This window comes from Pseudomonas entomophila (assembly GCF_023277925.1).
Taxonomy (GTDB): Bacteria; Pseudomonadota; Gammaproteobacteria; order Pseudomonadales; family Pseudomonadaceae; genus Aquipseudomonas; species Aquipseudomonas entomophila_D.
Genome location: NZ_CP063832.1, coordinates 2,939,669 through 2,956,980, shown reverse-complemented (window position 1 = coordinate 2,956,980; position 17,312 = coordinate 2,939,669). Strand labels below are relative to the sequence as shown.

At 63.1% G+C, this 17,312-nt stretch carries 20 protein-coding genes; 19 read left to right on the top strand and 1 reads right to left on the bottom strand.

Annotated features, from left to right (window positions below):
* Positions 1 to 114: 114 nt before the first annotated feature.
* Positions 115 to 2,688 carry a DNA mismatch repair protein MutS gene (gene mutS / locus IM733_RS12985; protein ID WP_248917067.1) on the bottom strand — a complete coding sequence of 858 codons (2,574 nt, stop codon included), beginning with the start codon at positions 2,686 to 2,688 and terminating at the stop codon, positions 115 to 117.
* A 177-nt stretch (positions 2,689 to 2,865) separates the two neighbouring features.
* Between mutS and IM733_RS12980 the strand changes: the two genes are divergently transcribed.
* The 19 genes from IM733_RS12980 to IM733_RS12890 all read left to right on the top strand — a co-directional run bounded on the left by IM733_RS12980 (position 2,866) and on the right by IM733_RS12890 (position 17,230).
* Positions 2,866 to 3,612 carry an XRE family transcriptional regulator gene (locus IM733_RS12980; RefSeq protein WP_248917066.1) on the top strand — a complete coding sequence of 249 codons (747 nt, stop codon included), beginning with the start codon at positions 2,866 to 2,868 and terminating at the stop codon, positions 3,610 to 3,612.
* Positions 3,613 to 4,083: 471 nt separating this feature from the next.
* Positions 4,084 to 4,737 (top strand): hypothetical protein, encoded by a 654-nt coding sequence (locus tag IM733_RS12975; RefSeq protein WP_248917065.1) that lies wholly within the window; start codon positions 4,084 to 4,086, stop codon positions 4,735 to 4,737.
* Positions 4,738 to 5,076 carry a hypothetical protein gene (locus tag IM733_RS12970; RefSeq protein ID WP_248917064.1) on the top strand — a complete coding sequence of 113 codons (339 nt, stop codon included), beginning with the start codon at positions 4,738 to 4,740 and terminating at the stop codon, positions 5,074 to 5,076. It abuts the gene before it with no gap.
* A 29-nt stretch (positions 5,077 to 5,105) separates the two neighbouring features.
* The gene (locus IM733_RS12965) at positions 5,106 to 5,459 is read left to right on the top strand and encodes a phage holin family protein (RefSeq protein ID WP_248917063.1); all 354 of its coding nucleotides are present in this window, start codon (positions 5,106 to 5,108) and stop codon (positions 5,457 to 5,459) included.
* Between the two features lie 14 nt (positions 5,460 to 5,473).
* Complete coding sequence (locus tag IM733_RS12960; RefSeq protein ID WP_248917062.1) at positions 5,474 to 5,656, top strand: hypothetical protein; 183 nt, start codon at positions 5,474 to 5,476, stop codon at positions 5,654 to 5,656.
* 89 nt (positions 5,657 to 5,745) lie between these two features.
* Positions 5,746 to 6,237, top strand: a complete 492-nt coding sequence (locus tag IM733_RS12955) for a phage tail tube protein (RefSeq protein ID WP_248917061.1) — start codon at positions 5,746 to 5,748, stop codon at positions 6,235 to 6,237.
* 14 nt (positions 6,238 to 6,251) lie between these two features.
* Positions 6,252 to 6,602, top strand: a complete 351-nt coding sequence (locus tag IM733_RS12950) for a phage tail assembly chaperone family protein, TAC (RefSeq protein WP_248917060.1) — start codon at positions 6,252 to 6,254, stop codon at positions 6,600 to 6,602.
* Positions 6,603 to 6,631: 29 nt separating this feature from the next.
* Positions 6,632 to 6,886: a hypothetical protein gene (locus IM733_RS12945; RefSeq protein WP_248917059.1), complete on the top strand. Its 255-nt coding sequence runs from the start codon at positions 6,632 to 6,634 to the stop codon at positions 6,884 to 6,886.
* Positions 6,887 to 6,952: 66 nt separating this feature from the next.
* On the top strand, positions 6,953 to 8,224 hold the full coding sequence (locus tag IM733_RS12940) for a phage tail tape measure protein (RefSeq protein ID WP_248917058.1): 1,272 nt from the start codon (positions 6,953 to 6,955) through the stop codon (positions 8,222 to 8,224).
* 15 nt (positions 8,225 to 8,239) lie between these two features.
* A complete protein-coding gene (locus IM733_RS12935; RefSeq protein ID WP_248917057.1) occupies positions 8,240 to 8,572 on the top strand; it encodes a phage tail protein in 333 nt (110 codons plus the stop codon).
* A gap of 18 nt (positions 8,573 to 8,590) precedes the next feature.
* A complete protein-coding gene (locus IM733_RS12930; protein ID WP_248917056.1) occupies positions 8,591 to 9,343 on the top strand; it encodes a phage minor tail protein L in 753 nt (250 codons plus the stop codon).
* A 3-nt stretch (positions 9,344 to 9,346) separates the two neighbouring features.
* On the top strand, positions 9,347 to 10,111 hold the full coding sequence (locus tag IM733_RS12925; RefSeq protein ID WP_248917055.1) for a C40 family peptidase: 765 nt from the start codon (positions 9,347 to 9,349) through the stop codon (positions 10,109 to 10,111).
* Positions 10,112 to 10,177: 66 nt separating this feature from the next.
* The gene (locus IM733_RS12920) at positions 10,178 to 10,792 is read left to right on the top strand and encodes a tail assembly protein (RefSeq protein WP_248917054.1); all 615 of its coding nucleotides are present in this window, start codon (positions 10,178 to 10,180) and stop codon (positions 10,790 to 10,792) included.
* Positions 10,793 to 10,820: 28 nt separating this feature from the next.
* On the top strand, positions 10,821 to 11,825 hold the full coding sequence (locus IM733_RS12915) for a hypothetical protein (RefSeq protein WP_248917053.1): 1,005 nt from the start codon (positions 10,821 to 10,823) through the stop codon (positions 11,823 to 11,825).
* On the top strand, positions 11,825 to 12,157 hold the full coding sequence (locus IM733_RS12910) for a hypothetical protein (protein WP_248917052.1): 333 nt from the start codon (positions 11,825 to 11,827) through the stop codon (positions 12,155 to 12,157). Before IM733_RS12915 ends, IM733_RS12910 begins: the two co-directional genes overlap by 1 nt.
* A complete protein-coding gene (locus tag IM733_RS12905) occupies positions 12,147 to 12,359 on the top strand; it encodes a hypothetical protein (protein WP_248917051.1) in 213 nt (70 codons plus the stop codon). Before IM733_RS12910 ends, IM733_RS12905 begins: the two co-directional genes overlap by 11 nt.
* A 58-nt stretch (positions 12,360 to 12,417) precedes the next feature.
* Positions 12,418 to 16,212, top strand: a complete 3,795-nt coding sequence (locus IM733_RS12900) for a phage tail protein (RefSeq protein ID WP_248917050.1) — start codon at positions 12,418 to 12,420, stop codon at positions 16,210 to 16,212.
* Positions 16,209 to 16,502 (top strand): hypothetical protein, encoded by a 294-nt coding sequence (locus IM733_RS12895; RefSeq protein ID WP_248917049.1) that lies wholly within the window; start codon positions 16,209 to 16,211, stop codon positions 16,500 to 16,502. Before IM733_RS12900 ends, IM733_RS12895 begins: the two co-directional genes overlap by 4 nt.
* Positions 16,499 to 17,230 (top strand): hypothetical protein, encoded by a 732-nt coding sequence (locus tag IM733_RS12890; RefSeq protein ID WP_248917048.1) that lies wholly within the window; start codon positions 16,499 to 16,501, stop codon positions 17,228 to 17,230. The genes IM733_RS12895 and IM733_RS12890 overlap by 4 nt, the downstream gene beginning before the upstream one ends.
* Positions 17,231 to 17,312: the final 82 nt, after the last annotated feature.

Sequence of the window (17,312 nt, the reverse complement as noted above, 5' to 3'; positions counted from 1 at the left end):
CAGCTTGCCCTTCCTTCCAGGGCAGCGCGGTTCACGGTTGTGGCTGCAGGCCAGGCTAATAACCTGCAGCGCTCGCAAACCGCGCCGGATTCTACCAGCTTGCGCGGTTGGCCGTTATAACAGGTTTTTTAGTTGATATAGCGTTTCGATAGCTTGGCGCGGCGTCATGTCGTCCAGGTCCAGCTTGCCCAGCTTCTCGATGGCCGGGTGTGGCAGGCTGGCGAACAGGTCGCTCTGGTGCGGCACGTCAGGCTCGCCTTTGCTCTTGCTGGCAATCGGCGTTTCATGGGGCAGGCTGGTGGTCTCCAGCCGGCCGAGGTGCTCGCGGGCACGCTGGATCACCACCGCCGGTACGCCGGCCAGCTGAGCGACGGCCAGGCCGTAGCTTTGGCTGGCCGGCCCAGGCAGCACATGGTGCAGGAAGACAATGCGCTCGTTGTGTTCGGTGGCGTTCAGGTGCACGTTCGCCACCAGCGGTTCACTCTCCGGCAGCACGGTCAGCTCGAAATAGTGGGTGGCGAACAGCGTATAGGCGCGCAGCTGGGCCAGGCGCTCGGCGGCGGCCCAGGCCAACGACAGGCCGTCGAAGGTGCTGGTGCCGCGGCCGACTTCGTCCATCAGCACCAGGCTGCGGTCGGTGGCGTTGTGCAGGATGTTGGCGGTCTCGCTCATCTCGACCATGAAGGTCGAACGCCCGCCGGCCAGGTCGTCGCTGGAGCCGATACGGGTGAAGATGCGGTCGACCAACGATAGCTCGCAGCGGGCGGCCGGCACGAAGCTGCCGATATGGGCCATTAGCACGATCAGTGCGGTCTGGCGCATGTAGGTCGATTTACCGCCCATGTTCGGGCCGGTGATGATCAGCATGCGGGTGCTGTTGTCCAGGCCCAGGTCGTTGGCCACGAACGGTGTGGTCAGCACCTGCTCGACCACCGGGTGGCGGCCTTGCTCGATACGCAGGCAAGGCTCGTCGACGAAGCTTGGGCAGTTCAGGTCGAGGTTGAGTGCGCGCTCGGCCAGGTTGCTCAGCACGTCCAGCTCGGCCAGGGCTGCGGCGCTGTCCTGCAGCGGTGCCAGGTGGCCGATCAGGGTCTCGAGCAGCGCATCGTAGAGCATCTTCTCGCGGGCCAAGGCGCGGCTCTTGGCCGACAGTGCCTTGTCCTCGAAGGCTTTGAGCTCCGGGGTGATGAAGCGCTCGGCGCCCTTGAGTGTCTGGCGGCGGATGTAGTCGCCGGGCGCCTGTTCAGCTTGCTTGGTCGGCAGCTCGATGTAGTAGCCATGCACGCGGTTGTAGCCGACCTTGAGGTTGGCCAGGCCCGTGCGGGCTTTCTCGCGAGCCTCCAGGTCGATGAGGAACTGGCCGGCGTTCTCGCTCATGGCCAGCAGTTCGTCGAGCTCGCTGTCGTAGCCGGTCTTGAGCACGCCGCCATCGCGGATCACCGCCGGCGGGTTATCGATGATCGCCCGCTCCAGCAGCCCGGCCAGTTCAGGGTAGGTGCCGGTGATGGCGGCCAGGCGCGCCAGATGCGGCGCTTCCAGCTCGGCCATGGCGTTCTGCAGTTCAGGCAGGGCGCCCAGGGCATCGCGCAGGCGCGCCAGGTCGCGTGGGCGCGCGTTACGCAGGCCGATACGCGCGAGGATGCGCTCGATGTCGCCGATCTCCTTGAGCTGCGGTTGCAGCTTTTCGAAGCGGTAGCCGTCGAGCAGACAGCGGATCGAGTCCTGGCGGGCCTTGAGCACTTTCAGGTCGCGCAGCGGGCGGTTCAGCCAGCGGGTCAGCAGACGGCTGGCCATGGCGGTCTGGCAGCGGTCGATGACCGACTGCAGGGTATTGTCGCGACCGCCGGCCAGGTTTATGTCCAGTTCCAGGTTGCGGCGGCTGGCGGCGTCGAGGATGACCGTGTCGTCCATGCGCTCGTGGCGCAGGCTGCGCAGGTGGGGCAGGGCGGTGCGTTGGGTCTCCTTCGCGTACCCCAGCAGGCAGCCGGCGGCGCCAATGGCCAGCGTGAGCTTGTCGCAACCAAAGCCCTTGAGATCCTGCGTGGCGAACTGCTGGCACAGGCTCTTGCGCGCCGTGTCGCGGTCGAAGTCCCAGGGCGCGCGGCGGCGGGCGCCAGGGCGCTTCTCCGCAGGCAGCCCTTGCGGCCAGTCATCGGGGATCAGCAGCTCCACCGGGTTGATGCGTTCGAGTTCCGCGAGCAGGTTTTCCCAGCCCTTGATCTCCTGCACGGTGAAGTTGCCGCTGGTGATATCCAGCACCGCCAGGCCGAACAGGCGCTCGTCGCCCAGCAGGGCGGCGATCAGGTTGTCGCGGCGCTCGTCGAGCAAGGCCTCGTCGCTGATCGTACCTGGAGTGATGATGCGCACCACCTGGCGCTCCACCGGGCCCTTGCTGGTGGCCGGGTCGCCGATCTGCTCGCAGATCACCACCGACTCGCCGAGCTTGACCAGTTTGGCCAGGTAGCCTTCCAGCGAGTGGAACGGAATCCCGCACATGGGGATCGACTGGCCCGCCGACTGGCCGCGGGCAGTCAGGGTGATATCCAGCAGTTTCGCGGCCTTCTTCGCATCTTCGTAGAAGATCTCGTAGAAGTCGCCCATGCGGTAGAACATCAGCTGGTCCGGGTGCTGGTGCTTCAGCTTCCAGTACTGCTGCATCATCGGGGTGTGTGCGGAGAGATCAGACATTCAGGGCCTTACAGCGGGTGGTCTGGTGGCAAATTTCGAAACCGCTAATAGTACAGGCTTTTTGCACCCGGCGCAGAGCGGATGGGTGGGGCAAATCTGCGCAGGCTGGCAGGTGAGCGGTCCATACGGGTTCACGGCTGCAAGACGCCATTGCATTTCATGCGTCACGGCTGCATTATGCACGCTATGCAAAAACGCAACGTAGCCTCCGTACTCAGAGCATTGCTCGACCGCCACGGCCTGTCCCCGACAGAGCTGCACCGGCGCACGGGCGTCCCTCAATCCACCCTGTCGCGGATTCTCAGCGAGAAAATTGTCGACCCGTCGGACAAGCACGTGTCGAAAATCGCCGAGTATTTCGGCGTGAGCACCGACCAGTTGCGTGGCCGCGCCGAGCTGGGCGAGCCGCGTGAAGTGGCACCGCTCACGCCTGCACACGCGGCTCTAAGCGATATCAGCCTGTGGGACGATGAAACACCCGTCGAGGACGACGAGGTGTCCGTTCCTTTTCTTCGTGAGGTCGAATTGGCAGCAGGATCAGGAAGATTCGTCATCGAGGAGAGCGAGAACGCCCGTTTGCGCTTCGGTAAGCGCAGCTTGCGGCACAACGGCGTTCAGTTCGACCATGCCAAGTGCGTGACGGTGCGTGGCAACAGCATGTTGCCCGTGCTGCGCGATGGCGCCACGGTCGGGGTCAATACCGGCAAGTGCGCCATTGGTGACATCATCGATGGCGACCTCTATGCCATCAATCACAATGGCCAGCTACGGGTGAAACAGGTCTATCGCCTGCCTACTGGCATTCGCCTGCGCAGCTTCAACCGCGACGAGCATCCCGACGAAGACTACAGCTTCCAGCAGATGCAGGAAGAGCAGATCAGCCTGCTGGGCCATGTCTTCTGGTGGGGCATGTACGCCCGCTGACTCCACCCCCAGCCAACGAAAACCCGCCACGGCGGGTTTTTTTTCGCCTGCAGAAAAGCCCTACACGTTAGACGGGACAGAGCCTCCATGCATTTCAGCAAATCCAGGCGCATAAATATTTTACAAAATGCATTGACTGCATATGCATGAATGCATAACCTGTGTCTCAAGCCGGTCAGCAACCGGTTGTTACACAGGCAGCGATGAACAGGCCTCGACTGTTCAGAGGGTTGGCAACTGGCCCGGGTGTGCAGCGTAAAGCACCACGATCAGTTATCCGGCGGGCAGGCGGCCGCGGTCGGAGTCACCAATTTGAAGCGGAATCGCACGGCGTCACCAGACGTGGCCGGCGGTTCGACAACGCATTACTGAAAAGCCTGCAGGGCGGGCTTTTTGGAATGCCGAGGCAATGCGAGGGACAAGCGTCATCGCCGGCTTCATTCATACGGAATTCATCGTAACGGAGGTGAAATGGGTTTCGAAATCATCAATATGGGGGCAGCCCCCACAGGCGTCGGTGGCGACACGGTGCGCACCGGCTTCGACAAGGTCAACCGCAATCTGGCACTGATCAAGGACCGCGCACTGCAGTCGAACTACTCGCCATTGGCGGGCCAGCTCTACCGTGAAGTGGGTGTGGCGGCGACACACAACATCACGTCCGGCTTCACGCTGCGAACGAATATACCCGCCGAGGATGGAGTCGCTCCCCTAGTAAGGCTCCATGGCTGTGTCAACGGCTACACCTCGCCCATCACCATCGATCTGAGCTGGTACTTCTACCTGGGCAAGGTCAACACCGCGGTGGCCCTGGTCAATACGTCGTCACAGAACATAGGGTCCCTGGCGACGGGGGCAGGGTTGAAGATTTCTGTTTTCGCCGAGAACGGCAAGGCGAATCTGTATTTCAGCTTGCCCATGGCCATCTACCTGCCGCGTTTGGCCGTGAGTTGTATCAATACTGGGGCCTTGTCCGTGGACAACGGCCTGGAGACAGGCTGGACCGTGGTCTTCGATGGTCCCGCGCCGGCCAGCAACCTGGTGCAGGCGCCATTTACCGTCGTCACCACCCTCAATACAGCCAACTGCAAGGTCGGCAACGACGGCACGATCAAGGTGGCCTGAATGCGCGCAATCATTACGCTGCTCAACGACGGCAGCACTCACGACATCACGCCTTCTGACGCCCGGCTGGCTTCGACACTGGTCAGTGAAGGCGTCTTCCGGGTGACCGGCAGCCTAGGCCTGGTTCCTTTCCCGCCCGTGAGCGTCGGCTGGGGCTACTCGCTCAGTCAGATGGACAGCAAGGCCGATGTGGCGGTTGAACATGATGAAGTCTCCGGCGACCTGCTGGTGACCGTGACCCGCGACGGCCAGCCCTACCAGCTGGTCAGCACGCTGATGCTGCATGTCCTGGCCGAGGATCTTCCCGTCGTGCCAATCATCCAGTCGATGGAGGGTTGAGCGTGGCTTTTTTTCAAGGAGACAGGACTTTGACAAGTGAACAACAGGCATTGCTCGACATGCCGCTCTGGCTGGTGATCGTCCTGGCGCTGCTGGGCGGTCTTTCCGGCGAGATGTGGCGGGCCGACAAGGCCGGCGCGCGGGGCTGGGCGCTGGTGCGCCGGCTGGTATTGCGCTCTGGTGCGTGCATGGTCTGTGGCGTGTCGACGGTGATGCTGCTGTATGCAAGCGGCATGTCGATCTGGAGCGCCAGCGCCTTCGGCTGCCTCACCGCCATGGCCGGCGCCGATGTCGCCATCGGTCTTTATGAGCGCTGGGCGGCGCGCCGCCTCGGTATCGAACAACCGGTTGCCGGCATGGACGCCGACGACAACGGCCGCTGAGCGAGGAGCAATCCATGAACGAAGCACAACTGAACGAGTTGCTCGCCGCCCTACGTAACCAGGCCTCGGTGCAGACTGCCCTGGGGCAGTCGATCGAACGGCTGGCGCTGAGCAACGAGCAGCTGGTGGCCTATTTGAAGAGCCGTGAGCCGAACCCGGACTTGCCGCCTTACCTGGATGGTTCCAGGCCCGCCTGAACACCCTTCTGATATGCAAACGATGCAGTACCCCTAGACCGTCCGGGATATCTCGTGACGGCTCTCACCCTGTTCAAGGAGAACACCTTATGTCGATTCTTACCCAAGGCACCCAGATCTATGCACTGGTCCCACCGGCCTCCGGCACCGGCCCGCTCAGTGTGCTGGAAGTCGAGCACGTGACTTCGTTCGAACCGGGCGGCGCCCCGGCCGAGCAGATCGAGGACACCACCCTGGACGCTGCCGAGCGCACCTACAAGAAAGGCCTGCGCACCCCCGGCACCGCGACCCTGGGCCTTAACGCCGACCCGACCAACGCCAGCCACATCCGCCTGCACCAACTGTCCGAAGCCACCGGCAACACCACCATCAAGTGGGTAGTGGGCTGGTCCGACGGCAAGGATGTCGCACCGACCGTCAACAGCAAGGGCGACAACTTCGAACTGCCGGCCACTCGCACCTGGTTCGTCTTTGAAGGCTATGTGGCCGACTTCCCGTTCAACTTCGCGCTCAACGCAGTGGTCACCACGTCGGTGAGCATCCAGCGCACCGGCGGCTCCACCTGGGCGAAAAAGGCCTGAGCCGGAGGACCTGAATGAACATCCATCAACTCAAAGCCCTGGGCGGCATCGTCGACAGCCAGAAGGTGCGCAAGGAAATCGTCTGGAACTGTCCTGACCCGCTCAACGGCGAGATGGTCGCGCAGACGCTGGTGGTGCATGTGCGCCGTCATTCGTTCGGCGTGATCGAGCGTCTGTTCGCCGAACAGGCCTCGTCCCACAGCCGCAACGCCCACTACCTTGCCGCGTCGATCAGCTTCGGTGATGAGGGCGAAGAGGTGCTGAGCGTCGAGGACGCCTTCAACCTCGAACCGTCGCTGGGCTTCCTGCTGCTCAATGCCATCAACGAAGTCAATGGCACCGGTAACACCCCGGCAAAGAACTGACGGCCGCCGATGAGTTATGGCACGAGCTGGTGCTCAACGGCATTGGTGGCCGCACGATCAGCGAGGCCAAGGAACGGCTGAGCTACGTGGAAGTGCGGGCCTGGGCGCTGTACATCCAGCGCCATGGCTCGTTGCACGGCGGTCGCCGGCTGGAGGCCAGCATCGCCATGCTGGCGTTGCAGGCCAACCATCATGTCGGTGGCACCGCCGAGTTGATCGATTTCATGCCTCACGAGCGGCGCCAGGGGGTGTCGCTCGAGAGCGCCATGCAGCAGTGGTGCTGATGATCGGCACCACCTTCTTCACGAGACCCGCCTTGGCGGGTTTCTCAATGATCAGGGAGTAGGCCCATGGCAACCAACCTTGCCAGTTTCAGCCCGTCGATCGATCTCTCCAGCCTCGAACGGGCACTGGCCAGGGCGTCGGCCCTCAGTGACCGCACCCTGCGCGAGATGCAGAAGAACGTCGAGGCTTTCAACAAGCAGTACCTCAAGAGCACGGGTGCCGTCGCCGATTCGAGCCTGAACCTCTCGAAAAAGGCATTGGACCGCTTCCGGTCGGCGTACCAACCGCCGGACTGGTCGCAAGCCCAGCAATCCGATCCCGTTCGGCCCTACAGTGATGCGCTGCGTGCGCAGAACAATGCCACCGAACTCGCGGTGGCGAAGCTGGGCATGGGTTCGCGCAAGGGTGCACTGGCAGGCCAGCTCAGTCAGGTTGACGAGGGCTACTACAAGGAGCGGACGCAGTTCGAACAAGCCAGCAAGCTGGCTGGTGTCGACGCAAGCGACGAAGGCTACCAACAGCAACTGGAGGACATCCGCAACCGTCATGCGGACATGACCAACCAGGTGCTGAACGATTACGAAAAGATGAACCAGGCGCGTGGCGACTGGATGGTCGGTGCCTCGGCCGCCTGGGACGAGTACCTGGACACGTCCGGCAACGTCGCCGCGCAGTCGCAGGCAATGTTCACCGGCATGTTCGAGCGGATGAGCGGCGCCGTGCAGACATTCGCCACCACCGGCAAGTTTTCCTTCTCCGACTTCGCCAAGTCGGTGCTCGCCGACATGGCCACGCTGGCGGCCAAGACTGCCGCATCCAGGGCCTTGAGCAGCCTCCTGGGCATGGGTATGAGTTTCGTCGGGAGCTGGCTGGGCAAGGGCGCCGCGCCCATGCCGACCAGTGGTTCCCTGGGCGACAGCAGCTTCACCTTCGTGCCGCAGCTCAATACCGAGGGAATGACCTATTCCCCGCCCATCATTCCCCATGCCAAGGGCGGTGCATTCACCAACGGCATTGCAACCGGCCCAATGCTGGCGCCCATGGCGCTGTTCGGCGAAGCCGGCCCGGAAGCCATCATGCCGCTGACCCGTGGCGCCGATGGGGCGCTGGGGGTGCGTGCACAGGGTGTGGGGTCCGTGGGAAGCCACAGCAGCGAAGTGGTAATTCAACAGACCATCAACGTGCCTGCCGCAGGCGGTAATGCCGCCGGTGGCGATACCAATGCCCAGCGCCTGGCCAATGCCTACGCTGGGGCCGCACGGCAGGGCGCCAGCGAACAGATTTCCCGCGAGCTGATGCCGGGCGGGCAGATCTGGGCTGCGATCCACGGCCGCTGATCGAGGAGAACTTTCATGGAAACCTTTACTTGGACGCCCAGGACCGAACCGACCGGCACTGTTGAATATCGAGTGCGCACCGTGCAGTTCGGCGATGGCTATCAGCAGGCTGTAGGCGATGGCATCAACAACCGCAGCCAGTCCTGGCCGCTGGTGTTCCTCGGTGATGAGGCGAAGATTCGCGCCATCGCCACCTTCCTCGACCGCCACTCGGGCAGCCGGGCGTTCCGCTGGACCGCGCCGTTGGGCGAGCCGGGGTTGTTCCGTTGCAAGGGCTACCAGCCGACCGCCAAGGGCGGTGGGCTGTACAGCCTCAGCGCCACCTTCGAGCAGGCGTTCCACCCATGATCCAGGAGGCCTTCAGCCATGGCATTGATCAGTGATATCCAGACCCTGGAGCCGGGCGCGGAAATCGTCCTGTTCGAGATCGACGGCAGCGAGTATGGGGCCGATACCTTGCGCTTTCACGGTCACGCCATCGCCCATGAGCCTGGCGACCTGGTTGCGGCTGGCGACGAGGCGGCAACGCTGCCTGCTCGTTCGATTTGGTGGCAGGGCCTGGAGTATGCGGCCTGGCCGGTACAGATCGATGGCATCGGCGCCAACAGCAACGGCCGGGCGACGCGACCCAAGTTCAGCGCAGGTAATGTCGACGGTCGTGTCACCGCCCTATGCCTGGCGTTCGAGGACCTGCTCAAGTTCAAGCTGACTGTGCGCCAGACGTTGGGCCAGTACCTGGACGCGCGCAACTTCGCGGCAGGCAATACCCAGGCGGATCCGACCCAGGAAGCACTGGAAGTGTGGTTCCTCGACCAGAAGACCCAGGAGGACGACGAGCAAGTGCAATGGGAGCTGTCGTCCCCCGGCGAGATTGACAACCATGGCTTGCCGGGCCGGCAGATGACCAGCTACTGCCATTGGGCGATGACCAACGGCTATCGTGGCCCCAATTGCGGCTACACCGGCAACCGGTTGTTCGACGATGAGGACCGTCCGGTGGACGACCCGGCGAAGGATCGCTGCAAAGGCGGGCTGGCTTCCTGCAAGCTGCGTTTCGGCGAGGCGGCGGAGCTGCCTCATGGCGGCTTCCCGGCGGTCTCGCTGATCGCCCGGAACTGAGCCATGGAACCGCGCCTGCTCGAGGCGATCCGCCGCCACGCGGCCGCCGATTACCCACGTGAAGCCTGCGGCCTGGTCATCGACCGGGCCGGACGGCTCGACTACCAACGCTGTCGCAACACCGCCTCCGATCCTGGCGAAGAGTTCCGTATCGACCCGCACGACTATGCGGCGGCGGAAGACCTGGGCGAGGTGGTGGCGGTGGTGCACTCGCATCCCGATGCCAGCAGCCGGCCGTCCAGCCGCGACCTGGCAATGTGCGAGGCCACTGGCTTGCCGTGGCACATCCTGTCCTGGCCCGAGGGCGACCTGCGCACCTTGCTGCCCAAGGGCGACACGCCCTTGCTGGGCCGGCCGTTCGTGCATGGCGTGTGGGACTGCTGGCAGGTCTGCGCCGACTGGTACTGTCGCGAGTGGGGCCTGACGTTTCCTGCCTATGCCCGTGAGGACGGTTGGTGGGAAGACCCGCAGGGCCCGAGCTTGTATGAGCAGGCTTATGCCGATGCCGGGTTCGTCAGGGTGGATGCGCCACGCTACGGCGACCTGATCGTCATGGCCATCGGGCGCACTGCACACCCCAACCACGCAGGGATATTCCTCGGCAATGACCCACGCCTGCCGGGCGAGTCGTGGTCCCCTTGCGGCGCCGGGCCGTTCCTGCTGCATCACCTCTACGGCAGGCCTTCGGAGGTCATCGTCTTTGGTGGCCCCTGGCTCGACCGTACACGCCTGGTCCTGCGCCATCGCGATGCCGCCGCGGCGGACTGAGCGCAGGTTGCCGGGATCCCTTTTATCGCGATCTCGAGGCGGTCGCACCCTGCAGAAGGAGTTGCAATGTCAGCTGCAGCCATCATTGATTCACCGCTGACCACAGTTCGGCTCAGCGGCCAATTGCGCCAGTTCGGCAAGGCCTTCGAACTGGCGGTACGCACCCCGCGCGAGGCAATCAAGGCGCTCTGCGTCCAGTTGCCGGGGTTCGAGCGATTTCTTGCCAATGCCAGCTCGAAGGGGCTGGAGTTCGCCGTCTACAGCGACAAGCGCAATGTTGGCGAGGCCGAGTTGGATTTCCAGGCGCGTGACGAGATCCGGATCGTGCCCGTGGTTGCCGGTAGCAAGCGCGCCGGGAGCCTGCAGACGATCATTGGTGTCGTCTTGATCGCCGTGGCGGCGATCGCCACCCAAGGCTCGTCACTGCCGTTCACTGCCGGCGGCTGGGGCACGATGGCCACCATGGGGTTCTCCATGGCCATGGGCGGCGTGATGCAGTTGCTCAGCCCGCAGCCCAAGGGGCTGAGTATGAGCGCCGGGCCGGAAAACACACCGGGCTATGCCTTTGGCGGCGCCCGCAACACCACGGCCTCCGGCAACCCGGTGGCCCTGTGCGTGGGCAAGCGGCGCTGGGGTGGAGCCATCATCAGCGCGGCGATCTACGCCGAGGACCGACTGTGAGTCTGCTTATCCAGGAGGCGATATGCCCATGCAGCAAGTGAACCTGGGCACGCCGCCCAGTGCCATCGATGGCGACAGTGTGCGCACGGCGTTTACCCGTATCAATGCCAACTTCAGAGCACTGGACGGGATGGGGATCAGCGGGCCGATCGAAAGCAGTCGAGTCGTCCAGGACTGCAACCTGGCGCTGGCGCCGGGGCTCTGGATGGCGACGTCCGGTACTGCCAGCAACCGACCACAAGGCTTGACCTACGTAGTGCTGCGGGTCAACACCACCGAGTATGGTGCGATCCTTCAGGAGGCAGTGGACATCATCTACGGCGACCGTGCCGTACGTACCTTCAACCCCAACAACAACACTTGGGGGCACTGGATCAGTACCTCCAGCCAGGGCGGCAAGACCCTGCCCGGCGGTGGCAATATCGGGGGCCGTGGCATCGATGCCCAGAAGTTGCACTCCGGTCTGTATGGCTACTACCAGGGGCCAGGTGAGCCAGGGGGCGCGCTGAGTGTGCTGGAAACCTTGTGGCACGCCGACCCACAGTGGAGCACGCAGTTGGCCATGGGGGTCTCGACCAACGAGCTGTTCTACCGTTCGATCAGCAAGAACTCCACGGTACCGCCAGCCTTTGCCCGGGTGTACACCAGCCAGAACATCCTTGGGGCGGTGTCCGGCGTTGCGGCAGGCGGCATCATCGAATCCGGCAGCAACGCCAATGGTAGCTACACCAAGTTCGCCGATGGCACCTTGATCTGCGCGGGTGATTTCGTCTTGCCGGCGGCACCATTGAATGCTGAAGCCGCGGTAAACGTGGTGTTTGCCGCGACGTTCGCACAAGCGCCCAAGGTCGTCGCCAACCCTGTGGTATCTGCCTCCGGCAGCGGCTCTCAGGCCGACGCCGGGCTGGTAAACATGAATGGCACCTACATGTCGATCGCCGCCAGCTACATGGCATTTCGTTCCTGGACCTACCGTTACGCCATGGTCGCGGGGGTCATCTTCCATTACACGGCCACGGGGAGGTGGCGTTGATGATCATCAACCTTGTACCGGTTCGTCACGATCAGCCCCTGGCCCTCTCGGTGAAGGGGGATATTCTCACGCTCAACGGTGAGGATTTCGATTTCTCCACCCTGGCGGAAGGTGCACTGCTACCCCGCGCAGCCATTACCGCGCCATGGTTTCACGGCGATGTGCGACGTATCGAGGGCCGTCTGCATCTGACCTTGATGCTTCCCCATGGCATGCATGCACCGATGTCCACACGTTTTCCCGAGGCACTTGAGGTGCTCGAGGACGGTCCAGTGACGTTGCCACCCTACGAGACGCCCGCTAGCGAGGAGGCCCTTGGCAATGAATATTGATTTCAGCCAGGTCATGACTGCCGAGGCGCAACAAGCGCAGCAGGCCGAAGCACTGCGCAACAGCCAGCGCGCCGAATGTGTTCGCCTGCTGCAGGACACCGATTGGTACGTCGTGCGCCAGCTTGAAACCGGCAAGGCCGTGCCCGAGGAGATTGCCCGGCAACGCGCTGAGGCCCGTCGGCGCGTCGACACCCCGGCGTGAAGCCGCCCGAGCACAGCCAACCGCCAAGAAGGCGGTTTTTTTACGCCTGGAGGAACCCATGGGCGAAACCAACAGACCCGTGATCACCGGTCGCAAAGGTGGTCAGAAGCAACCCAAGGCACCGGTGGAAGCGCCGGACAGCCTGCGTTCGGTAGCCATCGCCAAGATGCTTATCGCCGTTGGCGAAGGCGAGTTCGCCGGCACCCCCGGCGCCGGTGACATCTATCTCGATGGCACGCCGTTGATGGACGCCAGCGGCAACTACAACTTCCCCGGCGTGAAATGGGAGTGGCGTCCAGGTTCGCTTGAGCAGTCGCACATTCCCGGAATCCCCTCGGTGGACAACGAAATCACCCAGGGCATCGAGTTGCGTAGCGACAAACCCTGGGTGCGCGCGCTTGACGATACGCGCTTGTCGGCAGTGCGCCTGCGCTTTGCCTGGCCCGCCCTGCAGTCGATGGACAGCGCGGGCAACGTCAATGGCTACCGCATCGAGTACGCCGTGGATGTGGCCACCGACGGTGGCGCCTATGTGGAGGTGCTCAAGGACGCCGTGCACGGCAAGAGCACCAGCACTTACGAACGCACCCGGCGCATCGACCTGCCCAAGGCCGATACAGGCTGGAGCCTGCGGGTGCGTCGCCTGACGGCGAACCAGAACACCAACAAGATCGCCGACACCATGCAGATCGCCGGTCTGACCGAAGTGATCGACGCCAAGTTGCGCTACCCCAATACCGCGTTGCTGTACATCGAGTTTTCCGCCGAGCAGTTCCGCAACATTCCGGCGGTGACCGTCGAGTGCAAGGGACGCAAGTGGCCGGTACCCAGCAACTACGACCCCGAGACGCGTACCTACCAGGGCATCTGGGACGGTACTTTCAAGCAGGCCTGGACCGACAACCCGGCCTGGGTCACCTACGGCATCACCACCAACGATCGTTTCGGCCTCGGTCGACGGATCAAACCATGGATGGTCGACAAGTGGGAGCTCTACCGCATCGCCCAGTACTGTGACCAACTGGTACCCGATGGCAAGGGCGGGCAGGAGCCGCGTTTCACCTGCAACCTCAACCTGCAAGGCAAGGCCGAGGCCTGGTCGTTGCTGCGCGACATCGCCGGCATCTACCGGGGCATGACCTACTGGGCGCAGGGCCAACTGTACAGCCTGGCCGACATGCCACGCGCCACTGACTTCGACTTCGCCTACACCCGCGCCAACGTAGTCGATGGCAAGTTCTCGTACTCCAGCGGCTCCGAGCGCAGCCGCTACAGCCGCGCGCTGGTCAGCTACGACAACCCGTTGAACAACTACGACACCGATGTCACGGTGGTCGCCGACGACAAGCTGCTGCGCCGTTACGGTGACAACCCACTGGAGCTCAGCGCGATTGGCTGCACCCGCGAGTCCGAGGCCCAGCGCCGCGGCAAATGGGCACTGCTGACCAACGCCCGCGATCGCGGCATCAGCTTCCGTGTCGGCATGGACGGGCGCATCCCGCTACCTGGCTATGTGATCCCGGTGGCGGACGAGCTGCTTGCCGGCCGACCGGTCGGTGGGCGAATCGCCGCGGTCAGCGGTCGGCAGGTTACCCTCGACCGCGACACCCAGGCCAAGGCCGGGGATCGCTTGATCCTCAACCTGCCGGACGGCACCTGCGAGGCGCGCACCGTCGAGGCAGTCGACGGGCGTCGCCTGACCGTGACCACGGCTTATTCGAGCAAGCCTCGGGTCGAGCTGGTCTGGGCCTTGGACGCCGCCGACCTGGCCATCCCGCTGTACCGTGTCACCAGCGTCTCGCGCGCCGAACCAGGCACCTACGAGATCAACGCGGTCCAGTACGACCCAGGCAAGTTCGCCCATATCGATACCGGGGCGCGTCTTGAAGAACGGCCGATCAGCGTCACCCCGATCAACCTAGTGCCGCCACCGGCCAGCATCACCCTGAGCAGCAGCCATGCGGTGAGCCAGGGCCTGGCGGTGAGTACCTTGACGATTGCCTGGCCAGCCGTGTCCGGCGCCGTGGCCTATGAGGTCGAGTGGCGCAAGGACGACGGCAACTGGATCAGCTTGCCACGCACAGGTGCCTGCGGCGTGGATGTCACTGGGATCTATGCCGGTGCCTACCTGGCCCGGGTGCGTTCGGTCAGCGCCAGCGAGATCAGCTCGGTCTGGAAGGTATCGCAGCTGACCCCGTTGACCGGCAAGGAGGGGGCACCTCCTGCGGTGGCCCAGCTGCAGGCCCGCAGCAAGGTATTCGGTATTGGCCTGGACTGGAGCTTCCCCGAGGGCGCAGGCGACACCCAACGCACCGAGATCTGGTATGGCACCAGCACCTCGCGCGCCGAGGCCAGGAAACTGGGCGACTTCGCCTATCCGCAAGCCGAGCACGAGCTACAGGGCTTGGCCGCCGGCACGACGTTCTTCTTCTGGGCGCGGCTGGTGGACCGTAGCGGCAACATCGGGAACTGGTACCCCGCCGACGTCGGCGTGCATGGCCAGGCCAGCGTCGAGCAGAGTGAGTATGACCGCTACTTCACTGGAAAAATCAGTGAATCGGCCCTGGGCAAGCACCTGTTCGAGCGCATCCAGCTGATCGATGGCAGTGGCGAAGGTTCGGTGGATCAGCGCCTGCAGGCGTTGGATGGCCAGCTTCAGGCGCGGTTGGAGGAAGTCGCGCGGCTGAGCTATGCCCTGGAATATGACTCGGCTGCCTCGTACGCTCCTGGCGATAGCGTGCGCTTTGCACGTCATCTTTATCAGGCCATCGCCAACGTTCCCCAAGGCACGCCACCACCCAATGCCACATTCTGGCTCGATATCGGCCAGGTGGTTCGGGACAGCCAGGGGCTGGCGGCCAGGGTAAGCACCAGCGAGACGCGCCTTGGTAGCGTGGAAGGCGTGAACACGGCCCAGTCCTCACGCCTCGATGGCCTTCAGGCCTCTTTGAATGGCAAGGCCGATGCAACGGCATTGAGCACGCTTTCGAGTCAGGTCACCGACGCCCAAGGCAAGCTCGCAAGCAACAGCGCGGCGCTTACCTCATTGAGCAACTCGCTCACCGATGTCAAAGGCGCTACCGAGGCTCAAGCTTCGGCGATCAGCTCGCTGGACAGCCGTGTACGTCAGGTGGATGGGCGGCTGATCAGCGAAGCCTCGCGTATCGATGGCATTTTTGCACAGATCAACCCGCCCATGGCTGGCGGCAGTGAACTGGCTGGGGATACTCGAAGCTACGTCGGTGTGTGGTCCGAGCAGTCGGCGCGGATCGAAGATGGGCTGGCCCTCGGGCGGCGAGTCGACACGGTGGTGGCACGCCAGAACACAACGGACAGTCTGGTCAATTCGATCAGTCAGGCGCAGGTCGGCAACAGCAATGGTATTGCGGCGCTAGCCAATCGTCTCGACACCGTGCAAGTCCGGGTGGACGGCACCAGCGCATCGGTTCAGCAACTGAGCCAGGCCCAGGCCAGGACGGACAACAAGCTGGCGACCCAGTGGTCGGTAAAAATGCAAGTCACTGCCGATGGGAGGTATTACGCGGCAGGTGTCTCGTTGGGTATCGAGGACCGACAGAGTCAGTTTCTGGTCAGCGCCGACAATTTCGCCGTGGTTGGGAGCCAGGCAGGTGGCGAGGCGCTCACGCCTTTCTCTGTCCAGAACGGTCAGGTCTTCATGAGATCGACATTCATTCAGGATGGCACGATCAGCAGCGCGAAAATCGGCAATTCGATCCAGTCGAATGCCCTGAGCGAGAAGGGCAGCCCGATCTGGCAACTCGATAAATCAGGCACCTTCACCATCCGGGACAATAAGGGGAATGTGCGAGTGCAGATGGGGATACTGGTATGACGACTTATGGAATGAGGACGTTCAAGGAAGACGGCAGCGTGGCGGTCGAGGTGTCCGACTGGATGTTGCGGGTGGTGCATACCCAGTATCTCGGAGCGGGGACTTCCGGCACACTCAGTCTGCCGGAGTTCGACGACAGCAATGCCACTGCTTACGTAATGACCCATGTCGCTGGCAAGCGTCCGCCTTGGGCTGTCATGGGCAAAGGCATGGTCAGTTGGGGGAGCGAAAGTTGGTGGCCTCAAGGAGATCTGTCGGCGGGTACGCTGTTCGTGGTGGCCAGACGATGAGCGATTACGGCTTGTCGGTGCGCAACCAACTGGGCGATGTCGTCATCGACTCCAAGTACCGAAACATGGCGCTTTTGCATGAGCAGCCCTTGAATGTCACGACAACGAATACCCATAGCATCAGTTTCTCACGCGTCACTAGCGACGCCCCCCCCGTGGTTGCATTGAGGCGCTGGACCAATCCCGAGCTGTTTTTCTCCACCGTTGTCTACGAGGGAAGTCCAGGAAACTGGACTGGCGTCACCTTGTACTTCTATGGATTGAACAGTCATACGTCGGACACTGTATGGGTTCGGCTGTATGCCTACGACCTTCCGGCGAAGCCGGGCTATGGTATGCGCATCAACAATGACAAGGGACAACTGGTGTTCGACTCGGCTCGCCTGCCGCTGACCTTCATCAAAGAGCTCAAGGGAAGAAGGGAGGATTGGGAGTGGACCTGGGGCACCGGGTTGAGTGGCGTTGCGCGTCGAGACTTCTACAAACCAAGCGTCTGGGATTCTTCGATCAATGACTACTACCTCGCCGTAGGCCTCGCATTGGACCTGGAGTTGGGACATGTGCAGTCAGGTGGAGCTGTTTTCCGAGTGCTGGTTGATATTCGCTGGGGATTCTCGGCGCAGGGATGGCCAGTGCTCTGGCAAGAGGCAAGTGCCTATGTCAATGGCCCCTCCATACCTGGCGCGGTCTACTACAGCATGCCCTCCATCCCGATCATTCGAGCCTGAGCGATCCCTGCCAGCTTGGAGTTCCCCAACACCCCAACCGGCTCGAATGACCTTGAATGACAACTGTTCATTTTCATGAGGA